Origin of the sequence: Pseudomonas guariconensis (assembly GCF_900102675.1) — a bacterium.
Taxonomy (GTDB): Bacteria; Pseudomonadota; Gammaproteobacteria; order Pseudomonadales; family Pseudomonadaceae; genus Aquipseudomonas; species Aquipseudomonas guariconensis.
Genome location: NZ_FMYX01000015.1, coordinates 123,098 through 147,992 on the forward strand (window position 1 = coordinate 123,098; position 24,895 = coordinate 147,992).

Here is a 24,895-nt window from a genome sequence, read left to right on the forward strand (position 1 = left end):
TATGCAAGCCTCAAGGCCAGCGCCCAGGCCTTAGCGCTCAAACAACGACTGCTCCAATGACAGCCGCATGGCCTGACTGTCCAGCCTTACCCTGGCCCCCAGCGGCAGACACAGGTTGGGATCACAATGCCCACTGCGCCACCCCGCCAATACCGGGATACCCAACGGCCCGAAGATATCCTTCAGCAGCGGCGTCATCGCCGGCACGGTGATTCCGGCAAAATCGCCCACCAGCACACCGCGAATCCCGTCCAGTTTGCCGGCAAGACGCAATTGGGTGAGTAGCCGGTCTACGCGGTACAGCGGCTCGTTGACGTCCTCGATGAACAGTATACAGCCCTGGCTGTCGATCTCGCCCACCGTCCCCAAGGTCGCACACAGCACCGATAGATTGCCGCCCAGCAAACGCCCGCTGGCCATGCCAGGGGCCACGCAGGTCAGTGGATAGGCATCGGGATGGGCCAGTACATCGCCCTGGTGGACCTTGCCGTGCAGTTGATCGAACAATGAACTGACGGTCGGCTCCTGCTTCGCGCCGAGCAGATCGGCATTGAGCATGCCGCCATGGAAAGTGATGAGCCCAGCGTGGCGCTGGAGCGCCGTGTGCAGGGCAGTGATATCGCTATAGCCGACCAGCGGCTTGGGGTGTTGGCGGATCAGGTCGAAATCGAGCCGATCCAACAGCCGCATGCTGCCATAGCCACCGCGCATGCACAGGATGGCGTCGATTGCAGGATCGGCAAACGCCCCATGCAAGTCATCCAGACGCTGCTGGTCTGGTCCGGCCAAATAGCCTTCGGCCTGACCGACGCCCGGAAACAGGCGGCACTGGTAGCCTCGGTCGGCAAACCACTGGCTTGCCTTGCGCCCGTCCAGCCGGGCCGGGCCGGCCGGGGCGACGATGGCAAAACAGGCATTGCCGGGCAGCGCTGCAGGCAGAGATGCATCCAAGGTTTCAACGCAGTTCATCGAACAACTCCTTGCATGTACAGGGGCAGCTCTCGGAAACAAAAATGCCGATGCCGCCTTCCGGCGTGCATCGGCATCGATCACTCAACCAGGCTCAGAGCTTGATCTTGGCTTCGTGGGCCTGTTGGTCGGCATGGTAGGAAGAGCGCACCAGCGGGCCGGAGGCAACGTTCTTGAAGCCCATCTTGTACCCTTCCTCGGCGAACCAGGCGAAGGTATCCGGGTGCACGAAACGTTGCACCGGCAAGTGGCTGCGCGAAGGCTGCAGGTACTGGCCCAGGGTCAGCATGTCGATGTCATGCTCGCGCATGCGGTGCATTACTTCGATGACTTCTTCGTCGGTCTCGCCAAGGCCGAGCATCAGGCCAGACTTGGTTGGTACATGCGGGACCATCTGCTTGAACTTCTGCAGCAGGTCCAGCGACCAGTCGTAGTCCGAACCCGGACGCGCAGCCTTGTACAGGCGCGGTACGGTCTCAAGGTTGTGGTTGAACACATCCGGCGGCTCCTGGGCGGTGATTTCCAGGGCAACGTCCATGCGCCCACGGTAGTCCGGCACCAGGGTCTCCAGCTGGATGCCAGGCGACAGGGCGCGGATTTCGCGGATGCAGTCGGCGAAGTGCTGGGCACCGCCGTCACGCAGGTCATCGCGGTCCACCGAGGTGATGACCACGTACTTCAGGCGCAGGTCGGCGATGGCCACGGCCAGGTTCTTAGGCTCGTCGAGGTCCAACGGCTTCGGCCGGCCGTGGCCGACGTCACAGAATGGGCAGCGACGGGTGCAGATGTCACCCATGATCATGAAGGTCGCGGTGCCGCCGGAGAAGCACTCGCCCAGGTTCGGGCAGGAGGCTTCTTCGCACACGCTGTGCAGCTTGTGCTTGCGCAGCAGTTGCTTGATGCGGTCGACCTCCGGGGAAACCGGAATGCGCACGCGAATCCAGTCCGGCTTCTTCGGCAGCTCTTCGGTAGGGATGATCTTGACCGGGATACGCGCGACCTTTTCAGCACCGCGCAGCTTCACGCCTGCTTCGACTTTCTTTGGCGCGGGACGCGCGGCGGCGTCCTGGGTGGGTACCGGGTTCGGCACGGCTTCTTGCACAGTTGTTGTCATATTCAGTCGATTCCGCCCGTGAGGGTCGTCTGCTCAGCATAGTCGAGGTGCTTGACCAGCTGTCCGCGCAGCCTTGTCCTGACCTCGGAGAGTTCGATCGGACCTGCCAGGTCACGCAACTGGGTCATCGCCAGCCCCGCATACCCACAGGGGTTGATTCGGCGGAATGGCGCAAGGTCCATGTCCACGTTCAGGGCAAGGCCGTGGAACGAACGGCCATTGCGGATTCGAAGGCCGAGGGAGGCGATCTTCGCCCCGTCGACATAGACGCCAGGCGCATCGGGCTTGGCCACGGCCTGGACGTCATAACTGGCCAGCAGGTCGATCAGGCTGTGCTCGATCCGGGTGACCAGCTCGCGTACACCAAACCCCAGGCGACGAACATCCAGCAACAAGTAGGCCACCAGTTGGCCGGGGCCATGATAGGTCACCTGGCCGCCACGGTCGGTCTGCACCACCGGGATGTCGCCGGGGACCAACAGGTGCTCGGCCTTGCCAGCCTGGCCCTGGGTAAAGACCGAGGGGTGCTCGACCAGCCAGATTTCGTCCTGGCTGTCCGGGCTGCGCTGCTCGGTAAAGCGCCGCATGGCCTCCAGCACCGGTTCATAGGGCTGCAGGCCAAGATCGCGAAAACCGAGGCAGGAAGGCATCAGAGCACCATTTTAACGATGCCGGTCGCGCGCAGGGCGCTGTTGATATCGTGCAACTGGTTCTCGCTTTCGGCAACGATGTGCAACTGCACCGTGGTGTACTTGCCTTCCTTGCTCTGGCGCTCGGCCAGGGTGGACAGATCGACCTTGGCATACTTGCTCAGGATCTCGATCACGGTGTCCTTGAAACCGACCACGGTATCGCCGATTACCTTGATCGGGTAATCGTCGCAGGGGAATTCGATCTTGTGCGACTTGACGTCAGGTTCGCTCATGGCGGAAACGGCCTCGTAAGCCGTGGCAACAACAACGCCCCTGCAGGATACGCAGGGGCGTGCAGGTCACGTATCAGTTGAACAACCCGTAGAAGAACAGACGGATGCTATCCCACATACGGCGGAAGAAACCACCTTCCTCGACGCCGTCGAGGGCGATGAGGTCGGCGCTGTGAACCACTTTCTCGTCCAGTTTGACTTCAACTTTACCGATCACGTCACCTTTGGCGATCGGGGCGGTCAGTTGCGGGTTCATGGTCATCGAAGCCTGCAGGCGCTTCAATTGGCCTTTAGGCATAGTCAGGGTCAGGTCGTTGGCGAGGCCGGCCTTCACCTGGCTGGTGGCGCCTTTCCAGACCGGGGACTGGGTCAGCTCGGTGCCCTTCTGGTAGAAGGTCTGGGTTTCGAAGAAGCGGAAGCCGTAGGTCAGCAGCTTCTGGGTCTCGGCGGCGCGGGACTGTTCGCTGTTGGTGCCGAACACCACGGCGATCAGACGCTGGCCGTCGCGGACGGCCGAAGCCACCATGCAGTAGCCGGCTTCGTCGGTGTGGCCGGTCTTCAGGCCGTCGACGGTTTTGTCACGCCACAGCAACAGGTTGCGGTTCGGCTGCTTGATGTTGTTCCAGTAGAACTCCTTCTGCGAGTAGATCGCATAGTGGGCCGGATCTTCGTCGATGATCGCGCGCGCCAGCAGGGCCATGTCGTGGGCCGAGGAATAGTGCTCCGGGTTCGGCAGGCCGGTGGGGTTCATGAAGTGGCTGTTGCTCATGCCCAGGTCGGCGGCGGTCTTGTTCATCATGTCGGCGAAAGCATCTTCGCTGCCGGCGATGTGCTCGGCCAGGGCGACGGAGGCGTCGTTGCCCGACTGGATGATGATGCCGTGCAGCAGGTCGCTGACGCTGACCTGGCTGCCGACCTTGATGAACATGCGCGAGCCGCCGGTGCGCCAGGCATTCTCGCTGACGGTGACCGGGTCGTTCTCGCCGATCTGGCCACGACGGATATCCAGGGTGGCGATGTAGGCGGTCATCAGCTTGGTCAGGCTGGCCGGCGGCAGGCGTTCGTCACCGTTGTTCTCGACCAGCACGTTGCCGCTGGACGCATCCATCAGTACATAGGACTTGGCGGCCAGTTGCGGTGGCGCTGGCATCATCTGCTCTGCTGCGAAGGCAGCAGGCATGATCATCAGCAGAACGGGCAGGCAAAGTCGTTTGGCAAGGTTGGTGATGTTCATCCGTCTCTCGAAAATCGCTAATGGTCTGATGTTCCCTGGGACACGTCATGTGCCCAGCGCCAGTCAGGCTGGTTTTGCGGCCATGGGCCTGGCCCGCGAAATGCGGCTTTGTGTCGCGGCGGGCAAAAGCCAACATTGTACATGGGAGCGCCCGGCAATTCATGACAAAACCGACAGCTTGAGTGGCAAGCCCCTCTCAGCTTGGCGCTTGCCGCTGGTCGCTAGCCGCTCGGATAGCTCAGTCGGCAGTGACCAGCTTGGCCTGCCCCAGGTTGGCCAGGCGAATGCTGTCCTGGGCCTGCTGGATCTCGCCCTGGCTGTTGATTGGCCCAAGGCGCACACGGTGCAGAGTCTGCTGGTTGCGCACGATGGAGCTGATGAACACCGGCGCACTGACCATGGTGCTCAGCTTGGCGCGCAGCAACTCGGCGGCATCGGGGTTGGCGAAGGCGCCCACCTGCAGGAAGCTGCCACCGTTGCCGGCAGGCACATTGTTGCCGCCCACCTGGACCGGCACGACGGGTGCCGCGTGTTGCTGCGGCGGCGGAGTCCATTGCTCGACCCGGCCGGTGTTGGCCGGAATCGCCTGGGTCTGGGCGACCAGGGGCTCCTTGAGCACCATCGGTGGCTGCTGGCCCCGCTGGGCCCACCACTGCTGCGGATCGATGCCTTCGACGCGCACGTGCGCCGTGCCGATCTCGGCGTAGCCGAGCTTCTTCGCCGCGGCGTAGGAAAGGTCGATGATACGGTCGGAATAGAACGGGCCACGGTCGTTGACGCGCAGGATCACGCTGCGACCGTTGGCCAGGTTGGTCACCCGCACGTAGGCAGGCAGCGGCAAGGTCTTGTGCGCCGCGCTCATGCCATAGAGGTCGTAGAGCTCGCCATTGGCGGTGTTCTGGCCATGGAACTTGGTGCCATACCACGACGCCGTCCCCTCGGCGCGGTAGTTGCGCGAGTCCTGCATCGGGTAGTAGGTCTTGCCCAGCACGGTGTAGGGGTTGGCTTTGTAAGGACCGGTATGCACGGTCGGCGTGGCATCGGGAATCTTGTTGACGTCCACGTCCCACCAGGGCGCACCGTCCTTGTGGGCACGGTTGATGTCCAACCCTGGCTTGGAGCGAACGACATTGCCGCTCTGCTGAGTCGGTCGGTTGGACGAACAGCTGACCAGCAGCACGGCGACAGTCATGCAGGTCAGCAGTTTGAGAGTGTTGGCAGAGATCTTTGCGCGCATTACTTGACGCCCCGTGCTTGAACCAGCTGTTCCGAAAGCTGATGCACCGCCATGGCGTACATCACGCTGCGGTTGTAACGCGTGATCGCGTAGAAATTCTTCAGGCCCATCCAGTATTCAGGGCCATTGTCGCCCTCCAGGCGGAAGGCGGTCACAGGCAGATCATCGCGCAGCGCATCATGACTCGACCAACCCAGGGCTCGCAACTCCCCAACGGTCTTGACCGGCTCGATACCCGTGGTCAGCCCCTCGTCGGCGCGCTCGCCGAGCACCAGGGCGCGACTGACCACCGGCTCACCGGCCACCCAACCGTGACGCTTGAAGTAACTGGCGACGCTGCCGATGGCATCGGTGGGGTTGTTCCAGATATTGATGTGGCCGTCGCCGTCGAAATCCACGGCATAGCTGCGGAAGCTGCTGGGCATGAACTGCGGCAGGCCCATGGCCCCGGCGTAGGAACCCTTCAAGGTCAGCGGGTCGAGTTGCTCTTCACGAGCCAGCAGGAGGAACTCTCGCAGTTCCTTGCGGAAGAACTCAGACCGGGGCGGGTAATCGAAGCCCAAGGTCGACAAGGCATCGATCACCCGGTAGTTGCCGGTATTGCGACCGAAAAAGGTTTCGACGCCAATGATCGCGACGATCACCTGAGCCGGCACACCGTATTCTTGCTCGGCGCGGGCCAACGCCTCCTCGTGCTGGCGCCAGAAGTCCACGCCACGGGCAATGCGCGCGTCGGTGATGAACATCGGGCGATATTCCTTCCACGGCTTGACCCGCTCGGCCGGACGCGAGATCGCATCGAGAATCGACTGCTTGCGCTGCACCTCACGGAACACGCCCATCAATTGCTCACCGGCGAAGCCGTAGTCGCGGGTCATTTCGCCGACGAACTCTGCCACCTGGGGCGAGCCATCATAATCACCGGCATTGGCCTGCTGGACTGCGCCGAACAAACCCATCGCGCCAATCCACGGCGCACAACGGGCAGCCCAGCCACGCACTACTTGCATGAAATTCTTCACCTTATTCAAACCTGTGCAATCCATTTGCGGTGCGTATGGATCGACATCAGAACGCCAAACGCTGACAGCAGCGTCACCAACGAAGTTCCGCCATAGCTAATGAAGGGCAGCGGCACGCCAACCACGGGCAGAAGGCCACTGACCATACCGATATTGACGAATACATATACAAAGAACGTCATGGTCAAGCTGCCTGCGAGCAACTTGCCGAACAATGTCTGGGCCTGGGCGGTGATCACCAGCCCACGACCGATCAGCAACAGGTAAATCAACAGCAACAGGCAGATGCCGACCAGACCGAACTCCTCGCCGAGCACGGCGATGATGAAGTCGGTGTGGCTTTCCGGGAGGAAATCCAGGTGCGACTGGGTGCCCAGCAGCCAGCCTTTGCCGAACACACCGCCCGAGCCGATCGCCGCCTTGGACTGGATGATGTTCCAGCCCGTGCCCAATGGATCGCTCTCGGGGTCGAGGAAGGTCAGGACTCGCTGCTTCTGGTAGTCGTGCATGACGAAGAACCACATCGCCACCGCCACCGGCACCGCTGCGGCGATCACGCTGATGATCCAGCGCCAGCGAAGCCCCCCCATGAACAGCACGAAGGCGCCCGAGGCCAGGATCAGCAGCGCAGTCCCGAGGTCCGGCTGGCGCACGATGAGAATGAACGGCACGCCGATCAGCACCAGGCTGATCGCCACATGCTTGAGGTGCGGCGGCAAAGTGCGCTTGGACAGGTACCAGGCAATGGTCGCCGGCATGATGATCTTCATGAACTCCGAGGGCTGGAAGCGGATCACCCCCGGGATGTTGATCCAGCGCGTGGCCCCCATGGCGTTGTGCCCCATGACGTCCACTACTACCAGCAGCAGCACCCCGACCACATAGGCCAAGGGCACCCAGCGCGCCATGAAGCGCGGCTCGAGCTGGGCGATGACGAACATCGACACCAGGCCGATGCCGAACGAGGTGGCCTGCTTGAGCAGCAAGTCCCAGTTCTTGCCACTGGCCGAATAAAGGACGAACAGGCTGCCGGCCGCCAGGGTCAGCAGGATGACCAGCAAAGGGCCGTCGACATGGATGCGCTGCAGAAAGCTCGCACGCCGACGCATCACGTCCTCGCTGGAGAGCATGCGATCGAAATTGTTCTTCACTGGGCCGATTCCTGGACAACGGTGGCAGGCGCGAATTCAGGTTTGAGCCGGCCGTTCTCGTCGAGCAGCCAGGCGTCCATCACCTGGCGCACGACAGGCGCTGCGACGCCGGAGCCGGATTCGCCGTTCTCGACCATCACCGAGACCACGATCTTCGGATCTTCGGCAGGGGCAAAGGCGACGAACAAGGCGTGGTCACGGTGGCGCTCCTGGAGTTTGTTGCGGTCGTATTTCTCGCCTTGCTTGATCGCCACCACCTGAGCGGTGCCGCTCTTGCCGGCGATGCGGTACTGGGAGCCGAGCGCGGCCTTGCGGGCGGTACCCCGGGCGCCATGCATCACCTGCTCCATGCCATGGGTGACCTTGGCCCAGTCGGACTTGTCACGCAGGACAATGTCCTCCATCGGGTTCTCGTCCACCGGCGGCTTGCCTTCGATGGTCTTGGCCAGGTGGGGACGGTTCCACTTGCCCTTGTTAGCGATCAATGCGGTGGCCTGGGCCAGCTGCAAGGGCGTAGCCTGCATGTAGCCCTGACCGATACCGAGGATCAGAGTCTCGCCAGGGAACCAGGCCTGGCGACGGGTGGCGCGCTTCCATTCGCGCGATGGCATCAGCCCGGGAGACTCCTCGAACATGTCGAGGGAAACCTTCTGGCCGATGCCGAACTTGTTCATGTAGCTGGACAGGCGATCGATACCCATCTTGTGGGCAAGATCGTAGAAGTAAGTGTCGTTGGAGCGCATGATTGCGGTGTCCAGATCGACCCAGCCGTCACCGGTCCGGTTCCAGTTGCGGTACTTGTGGTCGTAGTTGGGCAATTGGTAGTAGCCGGGGTCGAACACCCGGCTGCTCGCGGTCACCACACCGCTGTCCAGCCCGGCGATGGCCACTGCCGGCTTGATGGTCGAGCCGGGCGGATAGAGCCCGCGCAAGACACGGTTGAACAGCGGCCGATCGATCGAGTCACGCAGCTCGGCATAGGCCTTGAAGCTGATGCCGGTGACGAACAAGTTGGGATCGAAACTCGGCTGGCTGACCATCGCCAGCACCTCGCCGGTGCGCGGATCCAAGGCCACCAGCGCGCCGCGACGTCCGCCCAAGGCAGCTTCGGCAGCCTCCTGCAGCTTGATGTCAAGGCTCAGTACGATGTCCTTGCCAGGCTCCGGGTCGGTGCGCTTGAGCACCCGCAGAACCCGGCCTCGGGCGTTGGTCTCGACCTCCTCGTAGCCCACCTGGCCGTGCAGCTCGGCCTCGTAGAAACGCTCGATGCCGGTCTTGCCGATATGGTGGGTGCCGCTGTAGTTGACCGGGTCGAGGCTCTTGAGCTCCTTCTCGTTGATGCGCCCGACATAGCCCACCGAATGGGCGAAATGCGCGCCCTGTGGGTAATGGCGCACCAGCTGCGCCGCCACGTCCACACCCGGCAGACGGAACTGGTTTACCGCAATGCGGGCGATCTGCTCTTCGTTGAGCTCGAACAGGATAGGCACCGGCTCGAATGGCCTGCGCCCCTGCTTCATGCGCTTTTCGAACAGGGCCCGGTCATCGGGCGTCAGCTCCAGCACCTCGACGATGGTGTCGAGCACCTGGCGCCAGTCACCTGAGCGCTCACGGGTCATGGTGAGACTGAAGCTGGGACGGTTGTCAGCAACGATCACCCCGTTGCGGTCGAAAATCAGCCCGCGGGTCGGCGGGATCGGCTGCACGTGCACCCGGTTGTTTTCCGAAAGCGTGGAGTGGTAGTCGTACTGGATGACCTGCAGGTAGTAGAGCCGGGCGATCAGGACGCACACCAGCAGCACGACCGCCACCGCGCCGACCACGACGCGGCTGCGCACCAGGCGGGCGTCTTTCTCATGGTCCTTCAGACGAATCGGCTGCGACATCGGACGGGCTTACAGGCTCATTTGTGGTAGGGGTGCCCGGACAGTACGGTCCAGGCGCGATAGATCTGCTCGCCGATCAGTATCCTTACCAACGGGTGCGGCAGGGTCAGTGGCGACAGCGACCAACGCTGTTCGGCGCGTGCGGAGACCTCCGGCGCCAGGCCTTCCGGGCCTCCCACCATGAGATTGACCGTACGCGCATCCAGGCGCCAACGATCCAGCTCGCCCGCCAGTTGCTCGGTACTCCAAGGCTTGCCATGGACCTCGAGGGTGACGATGCGTTCCCCGGGCTGAACCTTGGCCAGCATGGCCTCCCCCTCCTGGCGAATCAGGCGGGCGACGTCGGCATTCTTGCCACGGGTATTCAGCGGAATCTCCACCAGCTCCAGCGACAGCTCCGGGGGCAGGCGCTTGGCATATTCATGCCAGCCTTCCTCGACCCAGCGGGGCATGCGCGAGCCGACCGCGATCAGGCGCAGGCGCACAGCGTTTCCTCAGCCCCGGTCCTTGAGGTTTTCGGAATAGCTGTGAGCGTTTTCCGGGCTGTGGTGCTTGCCATCGGCGGAGCGGCTCTGCTCGGCACCCAGCCACAGGCGCTCGAGGTCGTAGAACTGACGCGCAGCGGCAGTCATCATGTGCACGATGACGTCGTTGAGGTCCAGCAGGACCCAGTCGCTGTCGCCCTTGCCTTCTTCGCCCAGCGGTTGCACACCCTGGAGCTTGACGATTTCGCGGACCTTTTCGGCCATCGCGTTGATCTGCCGGTTGGAAGTACCGGTGGCGATGATCATGTAGTCGGTCAGGCTGTGCTTTTCACGCACGTCGATGACCTGGATGTCCTGGGCTTTGACGTCTTCCAAAGCCGATTTGGCCAGGTTGACCAGCTCTTCGCCGTTGATTTTCTGCTTGCTCATAAGAAACTCGTTCAATTCATGAATGAGGCGCCTGGTGGCGCCGTCAGTGCGACGCACGGTAAAGGTCGTGCGCCTCGATATAGGCCAGTACTGCGTCCGGCACCAGGAACCGTACCGACTTGCCGCTGGCCAGCAGCTGTCGGATCTGCGTGGCGGACACCGCGAGCGGCGTCTGCCAGACGAACGAAATGTGCCCCGCCGGGCCGGACATGGCGGTGGGATCGCTCTCCGAGCGCGCAGCCAGCAGGTTGCGCAGCTCGTCAGGGGGTTCGACATCGGCATCCGGGCGTTGCAGCACCAGGATGTGACAGTGTTGCAGCAACTCTTCCCAGCGATGCCAGCTGGGCAGTCCGCAGAATGCGTCCCAACCCAGCACCAGGAACAGCTGGTCGTCAGCGCCGAGTTCGGCGCGGATCGACTCCAATGTATCGATGGTGTAAGACGGTTTGTCCCGCGAAAGCTCCCGCGCATCCACACTCAGCCGCTCGACCCCGGCCACGGCGCAACGCACCATGGCCAGGCGGTCCTGGGGTGCCACCTGCGGGGTGTCGCGGTGCGGTGGCCGGGCGTTGGGCAGCAGGCGCAGCTCATCCAACGCCATGAACTCGGCCACTTCCAGCGCGCTGCGCAGGTGACCGATGTGCACGGGGTCGAAAGTGCCGCCGAGAATGCCGATGCGCCGGACTGCCTGGGCCTTGCTCAACTCAGCAGGACTCCTGACCGCGCAGCTGGCCGTCACCGATCACCACGTACTTCTCGCAGGTCAGCCCTTCCAGGCCGACCGGTCCGCGGGCATGCAGCTTGTCGGTGGAGATGCCGATCTCCGCGCCCAGGCCATACTCGAAACCATCGGCGAAGCAGGTCGGGGCGTTGAGCATCACCGAGGCCGAGTCGACCTCGGCCATGAAACGCCGGGCCTGGCCCTGATGCTCGGTGATGATCGAATCGGTGTGGTGCGAGCCATAGTGGTTGATGTGCTCGATGGCCGCGTCCAGGCCTTCGACGACACGGATCGACAAGATCGCGTCGAGGTATTCGGTGTGCCAGTCGTCTTCGCTGGCCGGATTGGCTGCGATGATCGCTCGGGTGCGTTCGCAGCCGCGCATTTCGACGCCCTTCTCCTGGAAGCGGCGGGCCATCTCCGGGAGGAACGCCTCGGCGACAGTGGCATCCACCAGCAGGGTTTCCATGGCGCCGCAGATGCCGTAGCGATAGGTCTTGGCGTTGAACGCGACGCGCCAGGCCTTGTCCAGGTCAGCATGTTGGTCGACATAGACGTGGCAGATGCCGTCCAGGTGCTTGATCACCGGTACCCGGGCATCGCGACTGATGCGTTCGATCAGGCCACGACCGCCACGCGGCACGATCACATCGACGAACTCAGGCATGCTGATCAGCGCGCCCACGGCCGCGCGGTCGGTAGTCTCGACCACTTGGACCAAGGCCGCCGGCAAGCCGGCCTCGGCCAGGCCCCGCTGGATGCAGGCGGCGATTGCGCGGTTGGAATGAATGGCTTCGGAGCCGCCACGCAAGATGGTGGCGTTGCCGGACTTCAGGCACAGGCTGGCGGCGTCGATCGTCACGTTCGGGCGCGACTCGTAGATGATCCCAATCACGCCCAGCGGCACGCGCATCTTGCCGACCTGGATGCCCGACGGGCGGTAGCTCATGTCTCGGATGGCACCGACCGGATCCGGCAGGCTGGCCACCTGGCGCAGGCCGGTGATCATGCCGTCGATGCGCGCCGGGGTCAGGGCCAGGCGATCCAGCAATGCCGGCTCCAGGCCGTTGGCGCGGCCATTGGCCAGGTCCTGTTCATTGGCTGCTGTCAGCTCGGCACGGGCGGCATCCAGGGCGTCTGCGGCGGCCTGCAGGGCGCGGTTCTTCTGCGCGGTGCTGGCACGGCCGATCACGCGCGAGGCCTCACGGGCGGCGCGACCCAGGCGGGTCATGTAGTCAAGAACGGACTCAGTCATGGGCTCGGTGTCTTGGCGAAGGGGAAATCGGCTGATTATAACTGGCACGCTCGGGTACGCCCAGCGGCGGGTGGCGGATGGTCGAAAATGAGCGACAGGATCTGTAGGAAAGATGTAACTACCCATATCGAAATTTTGCCAAACCGATCATGGGGCAACCTGCTGCCCCCAGAAAACGACACAGCGCATGCGAAAACGGCTTTATCCGCGAAAGGGGCACTGCTACCCCTCGGTTCAGCCTCGATTAAGCCATTAATTGCTATCATCTGCGCCCCGACCACCACGAGCCGACCGCATGCCAGACACAGCCCCCTGCCCGGCCCGCGCCCTGCCCGACAGCTTCTTCGACCGAGACGCCCAGACCTTGGCCCGGGACCTTTTGGGCAAGGTGATCCGCCACCGCCAGGGCAATCTCTGGCTCGCGGCACGCATCATCGAGACCGAGGCCTATTACCTCACCGACAAAGGCAGCCACGCCTCGCTCGGCTACACCGAAAAGCGCAAGGCGCTGTTCCTCGATGGTGGGCACATCTACATGTACTACGCCCGCGGCGGCGACTCGCTGAACTTCAGCGCCCACGGCCCGGGCAATGCCGTGCTGATAAAATCCGCCTACCCCTGGGTGGACGCGATTTCAGATGCCAACAGCCTGGCGCAGATGCAACTGAACAATCCCGATGCCAGCGGCAACCTGCGTCCGGCCGAGCGCCTGTGCGCGGGGCAGACCCTGCTATGTCGAGCCCTGGGCCTGAAAGTGCCGGACTGGGACGCCAAGCGTTTCGACCCTGAGCGCCTGTATGTCGAGGACTGCGGTGCAGTGGTAGCGCAGGTGATCCAGACCACTCGCCTGGGCATCCCCCATGGCCGCGACGAACATCTCCCCTACCGCTTCGTCGATGCCGAATACGCGCGCTTTTGTACACGGAACCCGCTGCGCCGGGGCCAAGTCGAAGGGCGTGATTTTTCCATCCTGAAACAAGGAAGCTGACCCCATGGGCCAATGGCTCGACAGCCTGACCGGCTGGCTCAGCGCCAACCCCCAGTGGCTTGGCCTGGCGATTTTCCTGGTGGCCTGCGTGGAATGCCTGGCCATCGCCGGCATCATCGTGCCGGGGACCGTTCTGCTATTCGCCGTGGCCGTGCTGGCCGGCAGCGGCGCCTTCAGCCTCGGCGAGACATTGCTGCTGGGCTTTCTCGGCGGGCTGCTGGGGGACGCGGTGTCGTACTCACTGGGCAAGCGGTTCCATCAGAACATCCGCCGCCTGCCGCTATTGCGCCATCATCCGGAATGGATCGGCAGCGCCGAGGCCTACTTCCAGCGTTATGGAATCGCCAGCTTGCTGGTAGGACGCTTCATCGGCCCGCTGCGACCGATGCTGCCCATGGTCGCAGGCATGTTCGACATGCCGCTGCCGCGCTTCATCGCCGTCAGCCTGCTGGCCGGCGCCGGCTGGTCGGTGGCTTACCTGTTGCCGGGCTGGGCCACCGGGGCGGCTATGCGTCTACCTCTGCCGGAAGGGTTCTGGCTGGATGCAGGCGTCATCGCCGGCACGTTGGCGGTGCTGATCGGCTTTAGCCTCAACAGCAGCCTGCGTGACCAGCGCTACGGCACACGCCTGATCGCCGGCCTGAGCCTCCTCGCCCTGGCAGGCATCTTCTTGGGCTGGCCATTTCTGCACGAATTCGACCAAGGAATCATGACCCTGGTGCAGGAGCACCGTAGCCAGGCAGTCGATGGCGCCGTGGTGCTGATCACCCGCTTGGGAGATTTTCGTACACAGCTGTTCCTGGGTGGCTTGCTCACCGGGCTTCTGTTGCTGGCACGGCAGTGGCGTCATGCCCTGTTCGCCGGTGGCGCGCTGATGGGTACGGCGATCGCCAACGGCACGTTGAAATGGCTATTCGCTCGCGCACGCCCCGAAGTACTGACCGACCCACTGACCAGCTACAGCATGCCCAGCGGCCACAGCTCGGCGTCGTTTGCGTTCTTCCTAGTGCTGGCAGTGCTGGCCGGACGCGGCCAGCCACCGCGCATGCGCCTGACCTGGGTGATGCTGGGCTGCCTGCCGGCACTGGCGATCGCCTTGTCGCGGGTATATCTTGGGGCCCATTGGCCGACCGATATCCTTGCCGGAGCGCTGTTGGCGTGTTGCGTCTGCGCGCTGAGCCTGACCCTGGTGCAGCATCGCCAACCCCTTCAGGCCTTGCCGCTGCGCGTGTGGTGGCTGGTACTGCCGGCCTGCGTTGCCCTGTTGGCGTTCTTCGCCCTGCACGCCCTGCCCCAGGCGCTGTTGCGCTACCAATATTGAGACGCGACCGGTTCGGTGTACTCGCCGCCGATTCACAGGTAAACCCGCTTGTGCGTTATTTCTGCGGGAGCGGGTTTACCCGCGAAAGGGCCCAGACAAGCAATGCAACGGACCGTTGCATCTACTGCGCTGCACCGGGCAATTCAAGCAAACAGCTCGCCCTGGATGCGGTCCAGCAGGTTCTGGATGGCCTCAAGCCGCAACTGCGGCGAGTCGATGGCCAACAGGTCGAGCTTGTCTTCTTCCATGAACGGCAACAGGTAGCCCAGCTGGTTGGCCAGGGACTGGCATCCATCCACGGCCCGCGGCATATCCAGCGCCGCCACCATCGGGTGTTCACCCAGCGCTTGCAGCAGCGCCAGCAGATCGTCATCCCGCTCGGACAACGCGCTGTCCGCAAGCTCCGGCAGCCAGTGCACATCGCCAACCATCAACTGATCTTTCTGCACCTCGGTCTGCTCCAGGCGGAAACGCCGCACGCCTTCCACACGGATGCCCAGCAAGCCGTTTTCCTGCTGCACGAAGTCGCGGATCAGCGCCTCGCAGCCGACCGAGGCCACCACCGGCGGCGCCTTGCCGACCTGCTCGCCCTCGAGGATGCACACCACGCCGAACCCACCGCCCTGCTTCATGCAACGGCTGATCATGTCCAGGTAGCGCGCCTCGAAAATCTGCAGATCGAGCAGGCAGCCGGGAAACAGCACGGTATCGAGGGGAAACAGCGGTAGCGTCATCTTCATTCCTCACACCAGCAGGCTGACCGCCAACGGCAGGAACACCGCCGTGGCCACGCCCATCAGGCTCATCGCCAGCGCGGCGAACGCGCCGCATTCGTCACTTTCCTGCAAGGCAACCGAGGTGCCTACCGCATGAGCGGTGATGCCCAGAGACATGCCGCGCGCCTCGGGGCTGAGCACGCCAAAGCGGGTCAGCAAAGCCGGGCCGAAGATTGCCCCGATCACCCCGGTGATCAGCACGAACACCGCTGCCAGAGCCGCAACGCCACCAATCTGCTCGGCCACCAGCATGGCAATGGGTGATGTCACCGACTTTGGCGCCATGGTCATCAGGATCATGTGCTCGGCCCCAAACCACCACCCCAGCGCCAGGCACGCCACGGTGGCGAACAGGCCTCCGATTACCAGCGTAGTAAATGTCGGCCAGAACAGTTGGCGGATCCGCCGCAGGTTCAGGTAGAGCGGCACAGCCAAGGCCACGGTGGCCGGGCCCAGGAGGATGTAGAGGATCTCGGTACTCTTGCGATACTCGGTGTAATCGATGCCACACGCCAGCAGTACGCCGATGACCAGCACCATCGACATCAATACCGGTTGCAGGAAGATCCAGCGGGTTTTCTCGTAGGCTGCCAACACCACCTGGTAGGCCCCCAGGGTGATGCCAATACCGAACAGAGGATGGTGGATGACCGCGTCGAGCGCGCCTTGCCAGTCGAACATCATGGCTGCTCCTTGTGCTTGCCTTGGCGGTTGATGAGCTTTTGCATCAGCACACCGACGAACACTAGGGTCACCAGGCAGGAAATCACCAAGGCGCCGGCGATGGCCCAGAAGTCCGCGGCGATGTCCTTGGCATAGACCATCACACCCACCGCCGGCGGCACCAGCAGCAACGGAAGGTAGCGCAGCAGGCTACCGGACGCCTCACTCAAAGGCTTGCCCACTTCCCCTCGCACCATCAGCGATACCAGCAACAGCAGCAGGCCAATGATCGGTCCCGGCAAGATGGGTACGAACAGATGATTGATCGCCGTCCCCAGCAGTTGAAACAACACCAGCCAGGTCAAACCACGCAACAGCATAAGGATCTCCTCCAGGCAGTGCGGCCATTATAAGCATGCGCCCGGCAGCCCTAGTAAGCCGATTTGCGGCGAAAAGATGACAACTTGACTGTAACGGACGGCCGTGATGATCTTGCACTGCCGTACCAAATCGAGCAGCAAGACAACCTGGAGAGTCGCGATGCCCTATGTACCTGTTAGCGCGTTATCGCAGTATGTCGGCAAGGAACTGGGACGTTCCGAGTGGTTGAAGATCGATCAGCAGCGCATCAACCTGTTTGCCGAGGCCACGGGGGACTTCCAGTTCATCCATGTCGACCCGAACAAGGCCGCCAAGACGCCATTCGGCGGCACCATCGCCCACGGTTTCTTGACCCTCTCGCTGATTCCCAAGTTGATGGAGGACATTCTCGTCCTGCCCGAAGGTCTGAAGATGGCGCTCAACTACGGGCTGGACAGCGTGCGATTCATCCAGCCGGTAAAGGTGGACAGCCGGGTGCGCCTGAGAGTCGAGCTGGCCGACGCCACCGAGAAAAAGCCCGGGCAATGGCTGCTCAAGATCACCGCCACCCTGGAAATCGAAGGCGAGGAAAAACCGGCCTATATTGCCGAGCCACTCTCGTTGTGCTTCGCCTGACTCGGGACCACCCGCCAGCCCTTCACGAGTGAACCGCTCCCACAGGCGCGGCGCTTCCATCAAAAGCACCGCAAAACCTGTGGGAGCGGCTTTACCCGCGAAGGGGCCGCACAGGCCATAGGCGTGCGGCGCCCAGTACCTTCGCCGGCGCATTCTGCGGCATACTCGACGCATCGTTTGCCCGGAATCCGCCATGCGCGCACTGCTGCCCTTCACCTTGATCCTGCTGCTCGCCGCTTGTGGCGAAGGCGAACCCTTGTTGCCACCGGATGCTCGCCTGCCCGATGGGGGCCGCTACCGAGGGCAGGTGGTCGACGGCCTGCTGCAGGGCGAAGGGCGCATCGACTACCCCAATGGGAGTTGGTACGCCGGCACTTTCCTCAACGGCCAATGGCATGGCCAGGGCGAGTGGCACGGCAGTAATGGCGAGATCTACCGAGGTCAGTTCGCCGAAGGCCTGTTCCATGGCTTGGGCGATCTGACCACACCCGGTAGCCACTACGCGGGCACTTTCAAGCATGGCCGGCGCGACGGCGAAGGCACCCTCAAGCAAAACGACCAGACCTACCGCGGCCAGTTCGCCAACGACCAGTACGAAGGCGCCGGCGAACTGGAGCTGGCCGACGGCAGCCGCTACCAGGGCTTGTTCGCCAAAGGCAAACCCAACGGCGCCGGCGTCCGCAGCGATGCCAGCGGCAATCAGTTCAGTGGCCACTTCGTCGACGGCTTGCTCCAGGGAGCCGGCACCTACGACAGCGTCGAAGGCGAGCAATACATCGGCGAGTTCAAGGACAACCGCCTCGAAGGCCGCGGACGTTACGAGAACGCCGAGGGCGATGTATGGATCGGTGACTTCAAAGACGGCACCCTCGACGGCCAGGGCGAGATGCTCGGCAGCGATGGCAGCCGCTACAAAGGCGGCTTTCGCGACTGGCAGTTCAGCGGCAAAGGCCACCTGCAACTCGCCGACGGTAGCCAGTATGTGGGCAATTTCGAGAACGACACCTACCAGGGCCATGGCCGGCTGATCCAGGCCAACGGCAAGGTCGAAGGCGGGTATTGGGTCAAGGGCGTACGGGTACGCGACGAGAAGAACAAACTGCTCCCCGACCCGCTGGATCTGGCCCTGCTCAACCAAGGCCAACTGCTCGAGCGGTCGCTGGCCAGCGTGCCGCCTTCCCAACCGCCGATCCAGCTGTATAGCCTGGTTGTGGCTGGCGACGGCCAGCAGAGCGTGTTTTTGCGTGAGGCCGACTACGTGAGCAATATGCTCAAGATCCGCTTCGGCGCCCATGGCCAGATCACCTTGGTCAACCACCGCGACCATATGGCCGACCGTCCCATGGCCACTCGCGAGAACCTTACCCGTGCCGCGCGCACCCTGGCCGAGCGCAGCGGCCCTGAAGACCTGATTTTCATCTACCTCACCAGCCATGGCAGCCCTGACCACCAACTGGTATTCGACCAGCCCCGCCTGCAACTGGCGGACCTGTCCGCCGACGAATTAGCCAGCGCCTTGGCTCCGCTCAAGGAGCGCGACAAGGTCATTGTGATCTCGGCCTGCTATTCAGGTGGCTATATCGCCCCGCTCAAGGACGACCGCACGCTGATCATGACTGCGGCGCGCCCCGACCGGGTGTCCTTCGGCTGTTCGGAAGAGGCTGATTTCACCTATTTCGGCGACGCCCTGTTCGCCGAAGCGCTGAATCAGACCGACGACCTCAAGCAGGCCTTCGAACTGGCGCGCGCCAGTGTTGCCGAACGTGAAAGAAGGGAAGGTTTCGAAGCCTCCGAGCCGCAGCTCTGGGCACCGCCTGCAGTGCTTGCACACTGGCAGAGCCTGCGCCGGCAACAGGCCGAGGAAGCCTTGCGCAATGAAGCCCAACCAGTGCGTGGGGACCAGGCAAAAACACCTGAGGCCCACTAAGCTTGGTAGTAACAAAGGGAGAGACATCATGTACTTGACGCCTCAGCATGTCCTGCTTGCCGGAGCCACGGGTCTTACGGGTGAACACCTGCTCGACCGCCTGCTCAACGAGCCCACCATCAGCCGGGTGCTGGCGCCGACCCGCCGCCCGCTGGCCGAACATCCACACTTGGAAAACCCCGTGGGTGATCCGGCCGTGTTTCTCCCGCAACTGGCCGGTCGCGTCGATATCGCTTTCTGCTGCCTGGGCACCACGCTCAAGCAGGCAGGCTCGGAAACCGCCTTCCGCGCCGTAGACCTGGACATGGTCGTCGCCTTCAGCAAACGAGCCCGGGAAATGGGCGCCCGTCACCTGCTGGTGGTCAGCGCCCTGGGCGCCGACCCCAAATCGTCGATCTTCTACAACCGGGTCAAGGGCGAGATGGAAGAAGCACTCAAGGCCCAGGACTGGCCACAATTGACCATCGTCCGACCTTCGCTGCTGCTGGGAGACCGTGTCGAACCCCGGGCAAGCGAACGCATTGCCGCCCCCTTCGCCCGCCTGATCCCTGGCAAGTACCGGGGCATTGAAGCCTGCACCCTGGCCCGAGCACTGTGGCGCCTGGCTTTGGAGGAAGAGGACGGGATTCGGATCGTCGAGTCCGACGAGTTGCGCAAGCTGGGCAAGAAATAGCCTAGCGCTGGCAAACCCGCTCCCACCTGACCTGCGCAAGGCCCGTTGGGAGCGGGTTCACCCGATAAACGCCCTCACAGACCGCCCGTGGCGTTGAACCCCACCCCTGCCGCGGTCAGCAACGACAGTGGCAATAACAATGTGTCCAGCAATGCGCTACCCGGCAGGTCCAGCCCCGGGTAAGCCGGCGCCTGGGTGCCAAAGCGATCCTCGGGGCAGCAGCCGCCGTTCATCACATACAGGTCCAGCCGCGTTCCTGCATACACGACCGGTGCCCCGGGTTTGTTGGCATCCAAGGTGCGCACGGTCGCGCAGCCGCTGAGCAGCACCACCGCCAGCATTCCCACCAGCAGTCGGCTCAATCGTCAGCCCCGAAATGATGCTCACCCCAGCGCGGCAGCATGTCCTGGGGGATGTTCAGCAGATTGAGGATGCGCGCCACGACGAAGTCGACAAGATCGTCGATGGTCTGGGGCTGGTGATAGAAGCCTGGGGCCGCCGGCAGGATCACCGCGCCCATCTGCGACAGCTTGAGCATGTTCTCCAGATGGATGGTCGAGAACGGCGCCTCGCGGGGCACGAGGATCAACTGGCGGCGCTCCTTGAGGGTGACGTCCGCGGCACGCTCGATCAGGTTGTTGCAGGCTCCCGTGGCGATGGCCGACAACGTTCCGGTGGAGCACGGCACCACCACCATCGCCGCCGGCGCGCCGGAGCCGGAGGCCACCGGCGCCATCCAGTCTTCCTTGCCGTACACGCGGATCTGCCCGTCGGCAGCGCCTGTGTACTCGGTGAGGAAGGTCTGCATCGCTTGAGGTTTGGCCGGCAGTACCACGTCGGTCTCGGTGGACATCACCAATTGCGCGGCCTTGGAGATCAGAAAGTGCACCTCCCGGTCCTCGCGCACCAGGCAATCGAGCAGGCGTAGGCCATATTGCGCGCCGGAGGCGCCGGTCATGGCCAGGGTGATGCGCTCCGGACCGCTCACTTGAGGGCCTCGGCCAGTTTGCCGTGCAGCCCGCCAAAGCCGCCGTTGCTCATGATGACCACGTGGGTGCCTGGGCGCGCCTGGCCTTTGACCCGCTCAATGATCGCCTCGAGGCTGTCGGCCACTACCGAGGGTACCTTGCACTGCGCTGCGGTGGCCGCCAGGTCCCAGCCCAGGTTGGGGGGGGCGTACCAGATCACTTGGTCGGCGTGCTCGACGCTGTCCGGCAGGCCGTCACGGTGGGCACCCAACTTCATGGAGTTGGAACGCGGCTCGATCACCGCAATCACCGGCGCCTCGCCGACGCGCTTGCGCAGGCCGTCGAGGGTGGTGGCGATGGCGGTCGGGTGATGGGCGAAGTCGTCATAGATGGTCACGCCTTGAACCTCGGCGACCTTTTCCATCCGCCGCTTGACGCTCTTGAAGGCGCTCAGGCCTTCAATGGCCATGGCCGGCGCCACCCCCACATGGCGAGCTGCAGCCAAGGTGGCCAGGGCGTTGGCGACGTTGTGCTGGCCGGTCAACTCCCACTGGACTGCTCCTTGGACCACGCCTTCGAACAACACCTCGAAGTGCGAGCCATCGGCGCTCAGCAGGCGCGCCTGCCATTGGCCGCCCTCGCCTGTGGTTTGCACCGGCGTCCAGCAACCCATGCCGATGACGCGCTCCAAGGCCTGTTCTGTGGTGGGGTGGATGACCAGGCCTTCGCTAGGGACGGTTCGCACCAAATGGTGGAACTGCCGCTCGATGGACGCCAGATCTGGGAAGATATCCGCATGATCGAACTCAAGATTATTGAGGATCGCCGTACGGGGGTGGTAATGGACGAACTTCGAACGCTTGTCGAAGAAGGCGCTGTCGTACTCGTCGGCTTCGACGACGAAGAACGGCGTGCCGCCCAGGCGTGCCGATACCGAGAAGTTCTGCGGCACGCCGCCGATCAAGAAGCCCGGGCTCATGCCTGCATGTTCCAGCACCCAGGCCAGCATGCTGCTGGTGGTGGTCTTGCCGTGGGTCCCGGCCACTGCCAGCACCCAACGGCCCTGCAGCACGTGATCGGCCAACCACTGAGGGCCGGAGACATAGGGCAGCCCCTTGTTCAGCACGTACTCCACGGCCGGGTTGCCCCGGGACATGGCGTTGCCGATCACCACCAGGTCAGGCGCTGGCTCCAGCTGGGCCGGATCGTACCCTTGGGTCAACTGGATGCCCTGGGCCTCCAACTGAGTGCTCATGGGAGGGTAGACGTTGGCGTCGGAGCCGGTGACCCGATGGCCCAGCTCCTTGGCCAGCACCGCCAGCGAACCCATGAAAGTGCCGCAAATACCGAGAATGTGAATGTGCATGGTCGACCTCGCAAAACTTCGGGGCAGGTTAGCCCAGGGCGAGGGAAATCGCACTCGCTGTTTCGCTCAACCCGCCCTGGCGATGCCGTGTTTGCGCAGTTTTCGATACAAGGTGTTGCGACTGATGCCCAGATGCTCGGCGACATGTGTCATGTGCCAGTGTTTTGCCTCTAGCACGGTCAGCAGCGCGTCCCGCTCGGCATGCTCGAGCGTGGCGGGATCTCTGTGGGATCGGGCCTGCCCCGCAGTGGCGCCAGCAGGGTCGACATCCTTGACACGTTCGTGGGCCAAACCCGCTCCCATCGAGTCGGCGCCCGCTTTCACGATGGCTGGCAAGTCGGAAAACTCGATGCGATTGTCTTCACACAGAGCGACCAGCGTGCGCAGCACATTGCGCATCTGCCGCACGTTGCCCGGCCAAGCAAACTTCAGCAACGCCTGGCGAGCGGACGGTGCGAGGTCGATGGCCTCGCCAGAGGCCTCCTGGCGCAACAGGAAGTCGAGCAACTGCGCCTTGTCGCTACGCTCGCGCAACGCCGGCAGCGCCACTTCCAGGCCGTTGAGCCGGTAATACAAGTCCTCGCGGAAGCTGCCCTCGCTCACCCGTTCCAACAGGTCACGGTGGGTGGCGCTGATGATCCGTACATCCACCGCCTGGGGCTCCCCCCCAATCGGCACCACCTGGCGCTCCTCCAGCACCCGCAGCAGGCGAGTCTGCAGGGCAAGCGGCATATCGCCGATCTCGTCGAGCAGCAAGGTGCCACCATCGGCCTGCAGCAGCTTGCCGCGCATGCCCTCCTTACGTGCCCCGGTGAAACTGCCACCGCGATAGCCGAACAGCTCACTCTCGATCAGGCTCTCGGGGATCGACGCGCAATTGATGGCCACGAATGGCTTGTCGCGACGCTGACTGGCCTGGTGCACGGCCTGGGCGAACGCCTCCTTGCCGCAGCCGGTCTCGCCGCACAGCAGCAGCGGCACGTCACGTTCGAACACTCGCACGGCACGGCGCAAGTCCTGCTCCAGTGCAGGGTCGACCACGCAAATACCCGTAGGGATGTCACGCCGGATCTCGGGCAGGCTCGCCGGCACCGACCAGGCGGATGCCCGCGCCTGGCCACGCAGGGTGGCGAACACTTGGCGGCCATCGCGGGTATGCAGCGGCCAGGCCGTACTGCCTTGGGGTGTGGCACGACTGAACAGTTCGTCATGACTACAGGCGAAGAACATTCCCACCGGCTTGCCGAGCATACCGCCGCGGATGGTGCCCAGCAGGTTCAGCGCGCTCTGGTTGACCGCGCAGATCCGGCCGTCACCGTCGAATGCCACCAGCCCTTCACTGAACAGCCCGACCGACTCGGCCTGCAGGTGGAAGCGCAGCAGCCACTGATGCTCGAAATGACGCAGGAAGTAGCAGCTCTCGATCATTTTTGCCGACAGGTTGACCAGCGCCATGGTGTGGAACTGGCTCTGTCGCGAGACCTCCGGGCGGGCCGAAGACACATCGAGTACCGCCAGCAGCTCTCCGTGTGGATCGAACACCGGGCTCGCCGAGCAGGTCAGGCCGGTATGCCGGCCGCGGAAGTGCTCGCCTTGATGAATGGTCAAGGCCTGGCGCTCGACCAGGCAGGTGCCGATGCCATTGGTGCCTTCGCGAGCCTCGCTCCAGTCGGCGCCCAGCCACAGCCCGGCACGCTCGAAAATGCGCCGCTCGGTGGGGGCGGTCACGCAGTTGAGGATCACGCCGCGAGCATCGGTCAGCAGCACGGCATGGCCAGCGCCGGAAAGCTGCTGGTGCAGGCTGTTCATCTCAGTGTCGGCGATCTGCAGCACCTGCTGCAGGCGTTCGCGGCTTTCCAGCAGGCGACCATGCTCCAGCACCACAGGCGCCTGGGCCTGGGCCGGGTCGAGATGATAGTCCTCCAGGCAACGCAGCCAGGAGCGCGCGATCGAAGGGTCGCTGCCTGGCCCACTGGCCTGACCACTGGCGACCGTGAGCACCTGGTGGGCATGGCGGCTGAACGAGTTGCTCTGCATTGTTGTTCTTCTCCGCAGATAGAGCGTTGCGCCAGCATCCTCCACCTGTCAGCGCATTGCAACGACACGCTGACCACTGAGTCATATGCTGTACCGGGAGCGGTACAAAATGTCACGACAGGCGTGCCACTGTTGCCACAGCCGCGCCCCCCACTTCCTCACCGCATCAGGCAAAGCCCTTGATCTACAAGGGGCGCACGGCACTGGCCCGACCTTTGCTCTACGCTTTTCAACTCCGCAACAAACACAATAGCCAGGAGACACACCATGCGTTACGCACATCCGGGTACCGAAGGCGCGAAAATTTCCTTCAAGAGCCGCTACGGCAACTACATCGGCGGTGAGTTCGTTCCTCCGGTCAAGGGTGAATACTTCACCAACACATCCCCGGTGAACGGCCAGCCGATCGCCGAATTCCCACGCTCCACTGCCGAAGACATCGACAAAGCCCTGGATGCCGCCCACGCCGCCGCCGACGCCTGGGGCCGCACCTCGGTGCAAGACCGCTCCAATGTGCTGCTCAAGATCGCCGACCGCATCGAGCAGAACCTGGAGATCCTGGCCATCACCGAAACCTGGGACAACGGCAAGCCGATCCGCGAAACCCTCAACGCCGACATCCCGCTGGCGGTCGATCACTTCCGCTACTTCGCCGGCTGCATCCGCGCCCAGGAAGGCGGCGCCGCCGAAATCAACGAAAACACCGTGGCCTATCACATCCACGAGCCGCTGGGCGTGGTCGGGCAGATCAT

General features: G+C 63.5%; 26 protein-coding genes. 6 read left to right on the plus strand and 20 right to left on the minus strand.

The features are described 5' to 3' along the window. Nucleotides 1-30: 30 nt before the first annotated feature. The 13 genes from BLS27_RS21390 to BLS27_RS21450 all read right to left on the minus strand — a co-directional run bounded on the left by BLS27_RS21390 (nt 31) and on the right by BLS27_RS21450 (nt 12,428). Nucleotides 31-969 (minus strand): S66 peptidase family protein, encoded by a 939-nt coding sequence (locus tag BLS27_RS21390; RefSeq protein WP_090346792.1) that lies wholly within the window; start codon nt 967-969, stop codon nt 31-33. Between the two features lie 94 nt (nt 970-1,063). After that, on the minus strand, nt 1,064-2,083 hold the full coding sequence (lipA, locus tag BLS27_RS21395; protein WP_043211188.1) for a lipoyl synthase: 1,020 nt from the start codon (nt 2,081-2,083) through the stop codon (nt 1,064-1,066). Nucleotides 2,084-2,085: 2 nt separating this feature from the next. Continuing rightward, nucleotides 2,086-2,733: a lipoyl(octanoyl) transferase LipB gene (gene lipB, locus BLS27_RS21400; RefSeq protein WP_090346793.1), complete on the minus strand. Its 648-nt coding sequence runs from the start codon at nt 2,731-2,733 to the stop codon at nt 2,086-2,088. Further along, the gene (locus BLS27_RS21405) at nt 2,733-3,008 is read right to left on the minus strand and encodes a DUF493 domain-containing protein (protein WP_043211184.1); all 276 of its coding nucleotides are present in this window, start codon (nt 3,006-3,008) and stop codon (nt 2,733-2,735) included. The genes lipB and BLS27_RS21405 overlap by 1 nt, the downstream gene beginning before the upstream one ends. 73 nt (nt 3,009-3,081) lie before the next feature. Beyond that, nucleotides 3,082-4,242, minus strand: coding sequence for a D-alanyl-D-alanine carboxypeptidase family protein (locus BLS27_RS21410; protein WP_043211181.1), 1,161 nt, complete (start codon nt 4,240-4,242; stop codon nt 3,082-3,084). Between the two features lie 238 nt (nt 4,243-4,480). Beyond that, on the minus strand, nt 4,481-5,479 hold the full coding sequence (locus tag BLS27_RS21415) for a septal ring lytic transglycosylase RlpA family protein (protein WP_090346794.1): 999 nt from the start codon (nt 5,477-5,479) through the stop codon (nt 4,481-4,483). Beyond that, complete coding sequence (gene mltB / locus BLS27_RS21420) at nt 5,479-6,501, minus strand: lytic murein transglycosylase B (protein WP_180962724.1); 1,023 nt, start codon at nt 6,499-6,501, stop codon at nt 5,479-5,481. The genes BLS27_RS21415 and mltB overlap by 1 nt, the downstream gene beginning before the upstream one ends. 5 nt (nt 6,502-6,506) lie before the next feature. Next, complete coding sequence (rodA, locus tag BLS27_RS21425; RefSeq protein WP_052352461.1) at nt 6,507-7,610, minus strand: rod shape-determining protein RodA; 1,104 nt, start codon at nt 7,608-7,610, stop codon at nt 6,507-6,509. 38 nt (nt 7,611-7,648) lie between these two features. Continuing rightward, the gene (mrdA, locus tag BLS27_RS21430) at nt 7,649-9,538 is read right to left on the minus strand and encodes a penicillin-binding protein 2 (protein WP_043211174.1); all 1,890 of its coding nucleotides are present in this window, start codon (nt 9,536-9,538) and stop codon (nt 7,649-7,651) included. Nucleotides 9,539-9,555: 17 nt separating this feature from the next. Next, nucleotides 9,556-10,023, minus strand: a complete 468-nt coding sequence (gene rlmH / locus BLS27_RS21435) for a 23S rRNA (pseudouridine(1915)-N(3))-methyltransferase RlmH (RefSeq protein ID WP_090346796.1) — start codon at nt 10,021-10,023, stop codon at nt 9,556-9,558. A gap of 9 nt (nt 10,024-10,032) precedes the next feature. Then, complete coding sequence (gene rsfS, locus BLS27_RS21440; RefSeq protein WP_043211169.1) at nt 10,033-10,452, minus strand: ribosome silencing factor; 420 nt, start codon at nt 10,450-10,452, stop codon at nt 10,033-10,035. A 43-nt stretch (nt 10,453-10,495) separates the two neighbouring features. Beyond that, entirely contained in the window at nt 10,496-11,155 is a 660-nt protein-coding gene (gene nadD, locus BLS27_RS21445; RefSeq protein ID WP_043211166.1) for a nicotinate-nucleotide adenylyltransferase, read from the minus strand. 1 nt (nt 11,156) lies between these two features. Beyond that, the gene (locus BLS27_RS21450) at nt 11,157-12,428 is read right to left on the minus strand and encodes a glutamate-5-semialdehyde dehydrogenase (protein ID WP_090346797.1); all 1,272 of its coding nucleotides are present in this window, start codon (nt 12,426-12,428) and stop codon (nt 11,157-11,159) included. 295 nt (nt 12,429-12,723) lie between these two features. On the opposite strand from BLS27_RS21450, the gene BLS27_RS21455 reads away from it, so the two are divergent. Together BLS27_RS21455 and BLS27_RS21460 are read left to right on the plus strand one after the other, a co-directional pair. Next, nucleotides 12,724-13,416 carry a DNA-3-methyladenine glycosylase gene (locus tag BLS27_RS21455; RefSeq protein WP_090346798.1) on the plus strand — a complete coding sequence of 231 codons (693 nt, stop codon included), beginning with the start codon at nt 12,724-12,726 and terminating at the stop codon, nt 13,414-13,416. 4 nt (nt 13,417-13,420) lie between these two features. Next, nucleotides 13,421-14,737 carry a bifunctional DedA family/phosphatase PAP2 family protein gene (locus BLS27_RS21460; RefSeq protein WP_090346799.1) on the plus strand — a complete coding sequence of 439 codons (1,317 nt, stop codon included), beginning with the start codon at nt 13,421-13,423 and terminating at the stop codon, nt 14,735-14,737. A gap of 143 nt (nt 14,738-14,880) precedes the next feature. Here BLS27_RS21460 and BLS27_RS21465 read toward each other — a convergent pair whose 3' ends face one another. The 3 genes from BLS27_RS21465 to BLS27_RS21475 are packed head-to-tail and all read right to left on the minus strand — an operon-like array spanning nt 14,881 to nt 16,556. Next, nucleotides 14,881-15,471 (minus strand): LON peptidase substrate-binding domain-containing protein, encoded by a 591-nt coding sequence (locus tag BLS27_RS21465; protein WP_043211231.1) that lies wholly within the window; start codon nt 15,469-15,471, stop codon nt 14,881-14,883. A gap of 9 nt (nt 15,472-15,480) precedes the next feature. Further along, the gene (locus BLS27_RS21470) at nt 15,481-16,197 is read right to left on the minus strand and encodes an LrgB family protein (protein WP_043211158.1); all 717 of its coding nucleotides are present in this window, start codon (nt 16,195-16,197) and stop codon (nt 15,481-15,483) included. Beyond that, nucleotides 16,194-16,556, minus strand: a complete 363-nt coding sequence (locus BLS27_RS21475) for a CidA/LrgA family protein (RefSeq protein ID WP_070092174.1) — start codon at nt 16,554-16,556, stop codon at nt 16,194-16,196. Before BLS27_RS21475 ends, BLS27_RS21470 begins: the two co-directional genes overlap by 4 nt. Before the next feature lie 160 nt (nt 16,557-16,716). Here BLS27_RS21475 and BLS27_RS21480 point away from each other — a divergent pair, with 160 nt between their 5' ends. From BLS27_RS21480 to BLS27_RS21490, 3 genes are all read left to right on the plus strand, one after another. Next, nucleotides 16,717-17,172 (plus strand): MaoC family dehydratase, encoded by a 456-nt coding sequence (locus BLS27_RS21480; RefSeq protein WP_090346800.1) that lies wholly within the window; start codon nt 16,717-16,719, stop codon nt 17,170-17,172. Between the two features lie 193 nt (nt 17,173-17,365). Continuing rightward, nucleotides 17,366-19,099, plus strand: a complete 1,734-nt coding sequence (locus BLS27_RS21485) for a C13 family peptidase (RefSeq protein WP_090346801.1) — start codon at nt 17,366-17,368, stop codon at nt 19,097-19,099. A gap of 28 nt (nt 19,100-19,127) precedes the next feature. Further along, a complete protein-coding gene (locus BLS27_RS21490; protein WP_043211149.1) occupies nt 19,128-19,772 on the plus strand; it encodes an oxidoreductase in 645 nt (214 codons plus the stop codon). A gap of 74 nt (nt 19,773-19,846) precedes the next feature. On the opposite strand, the gene BLS27_RS21495 is transcribed toward BLS27_RS21490, so the two are convergent. The 4 genes from BLS27_RS21495 to BLS27_RS21510 form a co-directional block, all read right to left on the minus strand. Beyond that, nucleotides 19,847-20,134 carry a YceK/YidQ family lipoprotein gene (locus tag BLS27_RS21495; protein ID WP_090346802.1) on the minus strand — a complete coding sequence of 96 codons (288 nt, stop codon included), beginning with the start codon at nt 20,132-20,134 and terminating at the stop codon, nt 19,847-19,849. Continuing rightward, nucleotides 20,131-20,760: a flavin prenyltransferase UbiX gene (ubiX, locus tag BLS27_RS21500; RefSeq protein WP_043211143.1), complete on the minus strand. Its 630-nt coding sequence runs from the start codon at nt 20,758-20,760 to the stop codon at nt 20,131-20,133. Before ubiX ends, BLS27_RS21495 begins: the two co-directional genes overlap by 4 nt. Then, on the minus strand, nt 20,757-22,106 hold the full coding sequence (gene mpl / locus BLS27_RS21505) for a UDP-N-acetylmuramate:L-alanyl-gamma-D-glutamyl-meso-diaminopimelate ligase (protein WP_090346803.1): 1,350 nt from the start codon (nt 22,104-22,106) through the stop codon (nt 20,757-20,759). The genes ubiX and mpl overlap by 4 nt, the downstream gene beginning before the upstream one ends. A gap of 66 nt (nt 22,107-22,172) precedes the next feature. Beyond that, a complete protein-coding gene (locus BLS27_RS21510) occupies nt 22,173-24,143 on the minus strand; it encodes a sigma-54-dependent Fis family transcriptional regulator (RefSeq protein ID WP_090346804.1) in 1,971 nt (656 codons plus the stop codon). Nucleotides 24,144-24,410: 267 nt separating this feature from the next. Here BLS27_RS21510 and BLS27_RS21515 point away from each other — a divergent pair. Beyond that, nucleotides 24,411-24,895, plus strand: a 485-nt coding sequence (locus BLS27_RS21515) for an aldehyde dehydrogenase family protein (protein ID WP_139205767.1), incomplete at its 3' end; no start/stop codon positions are given.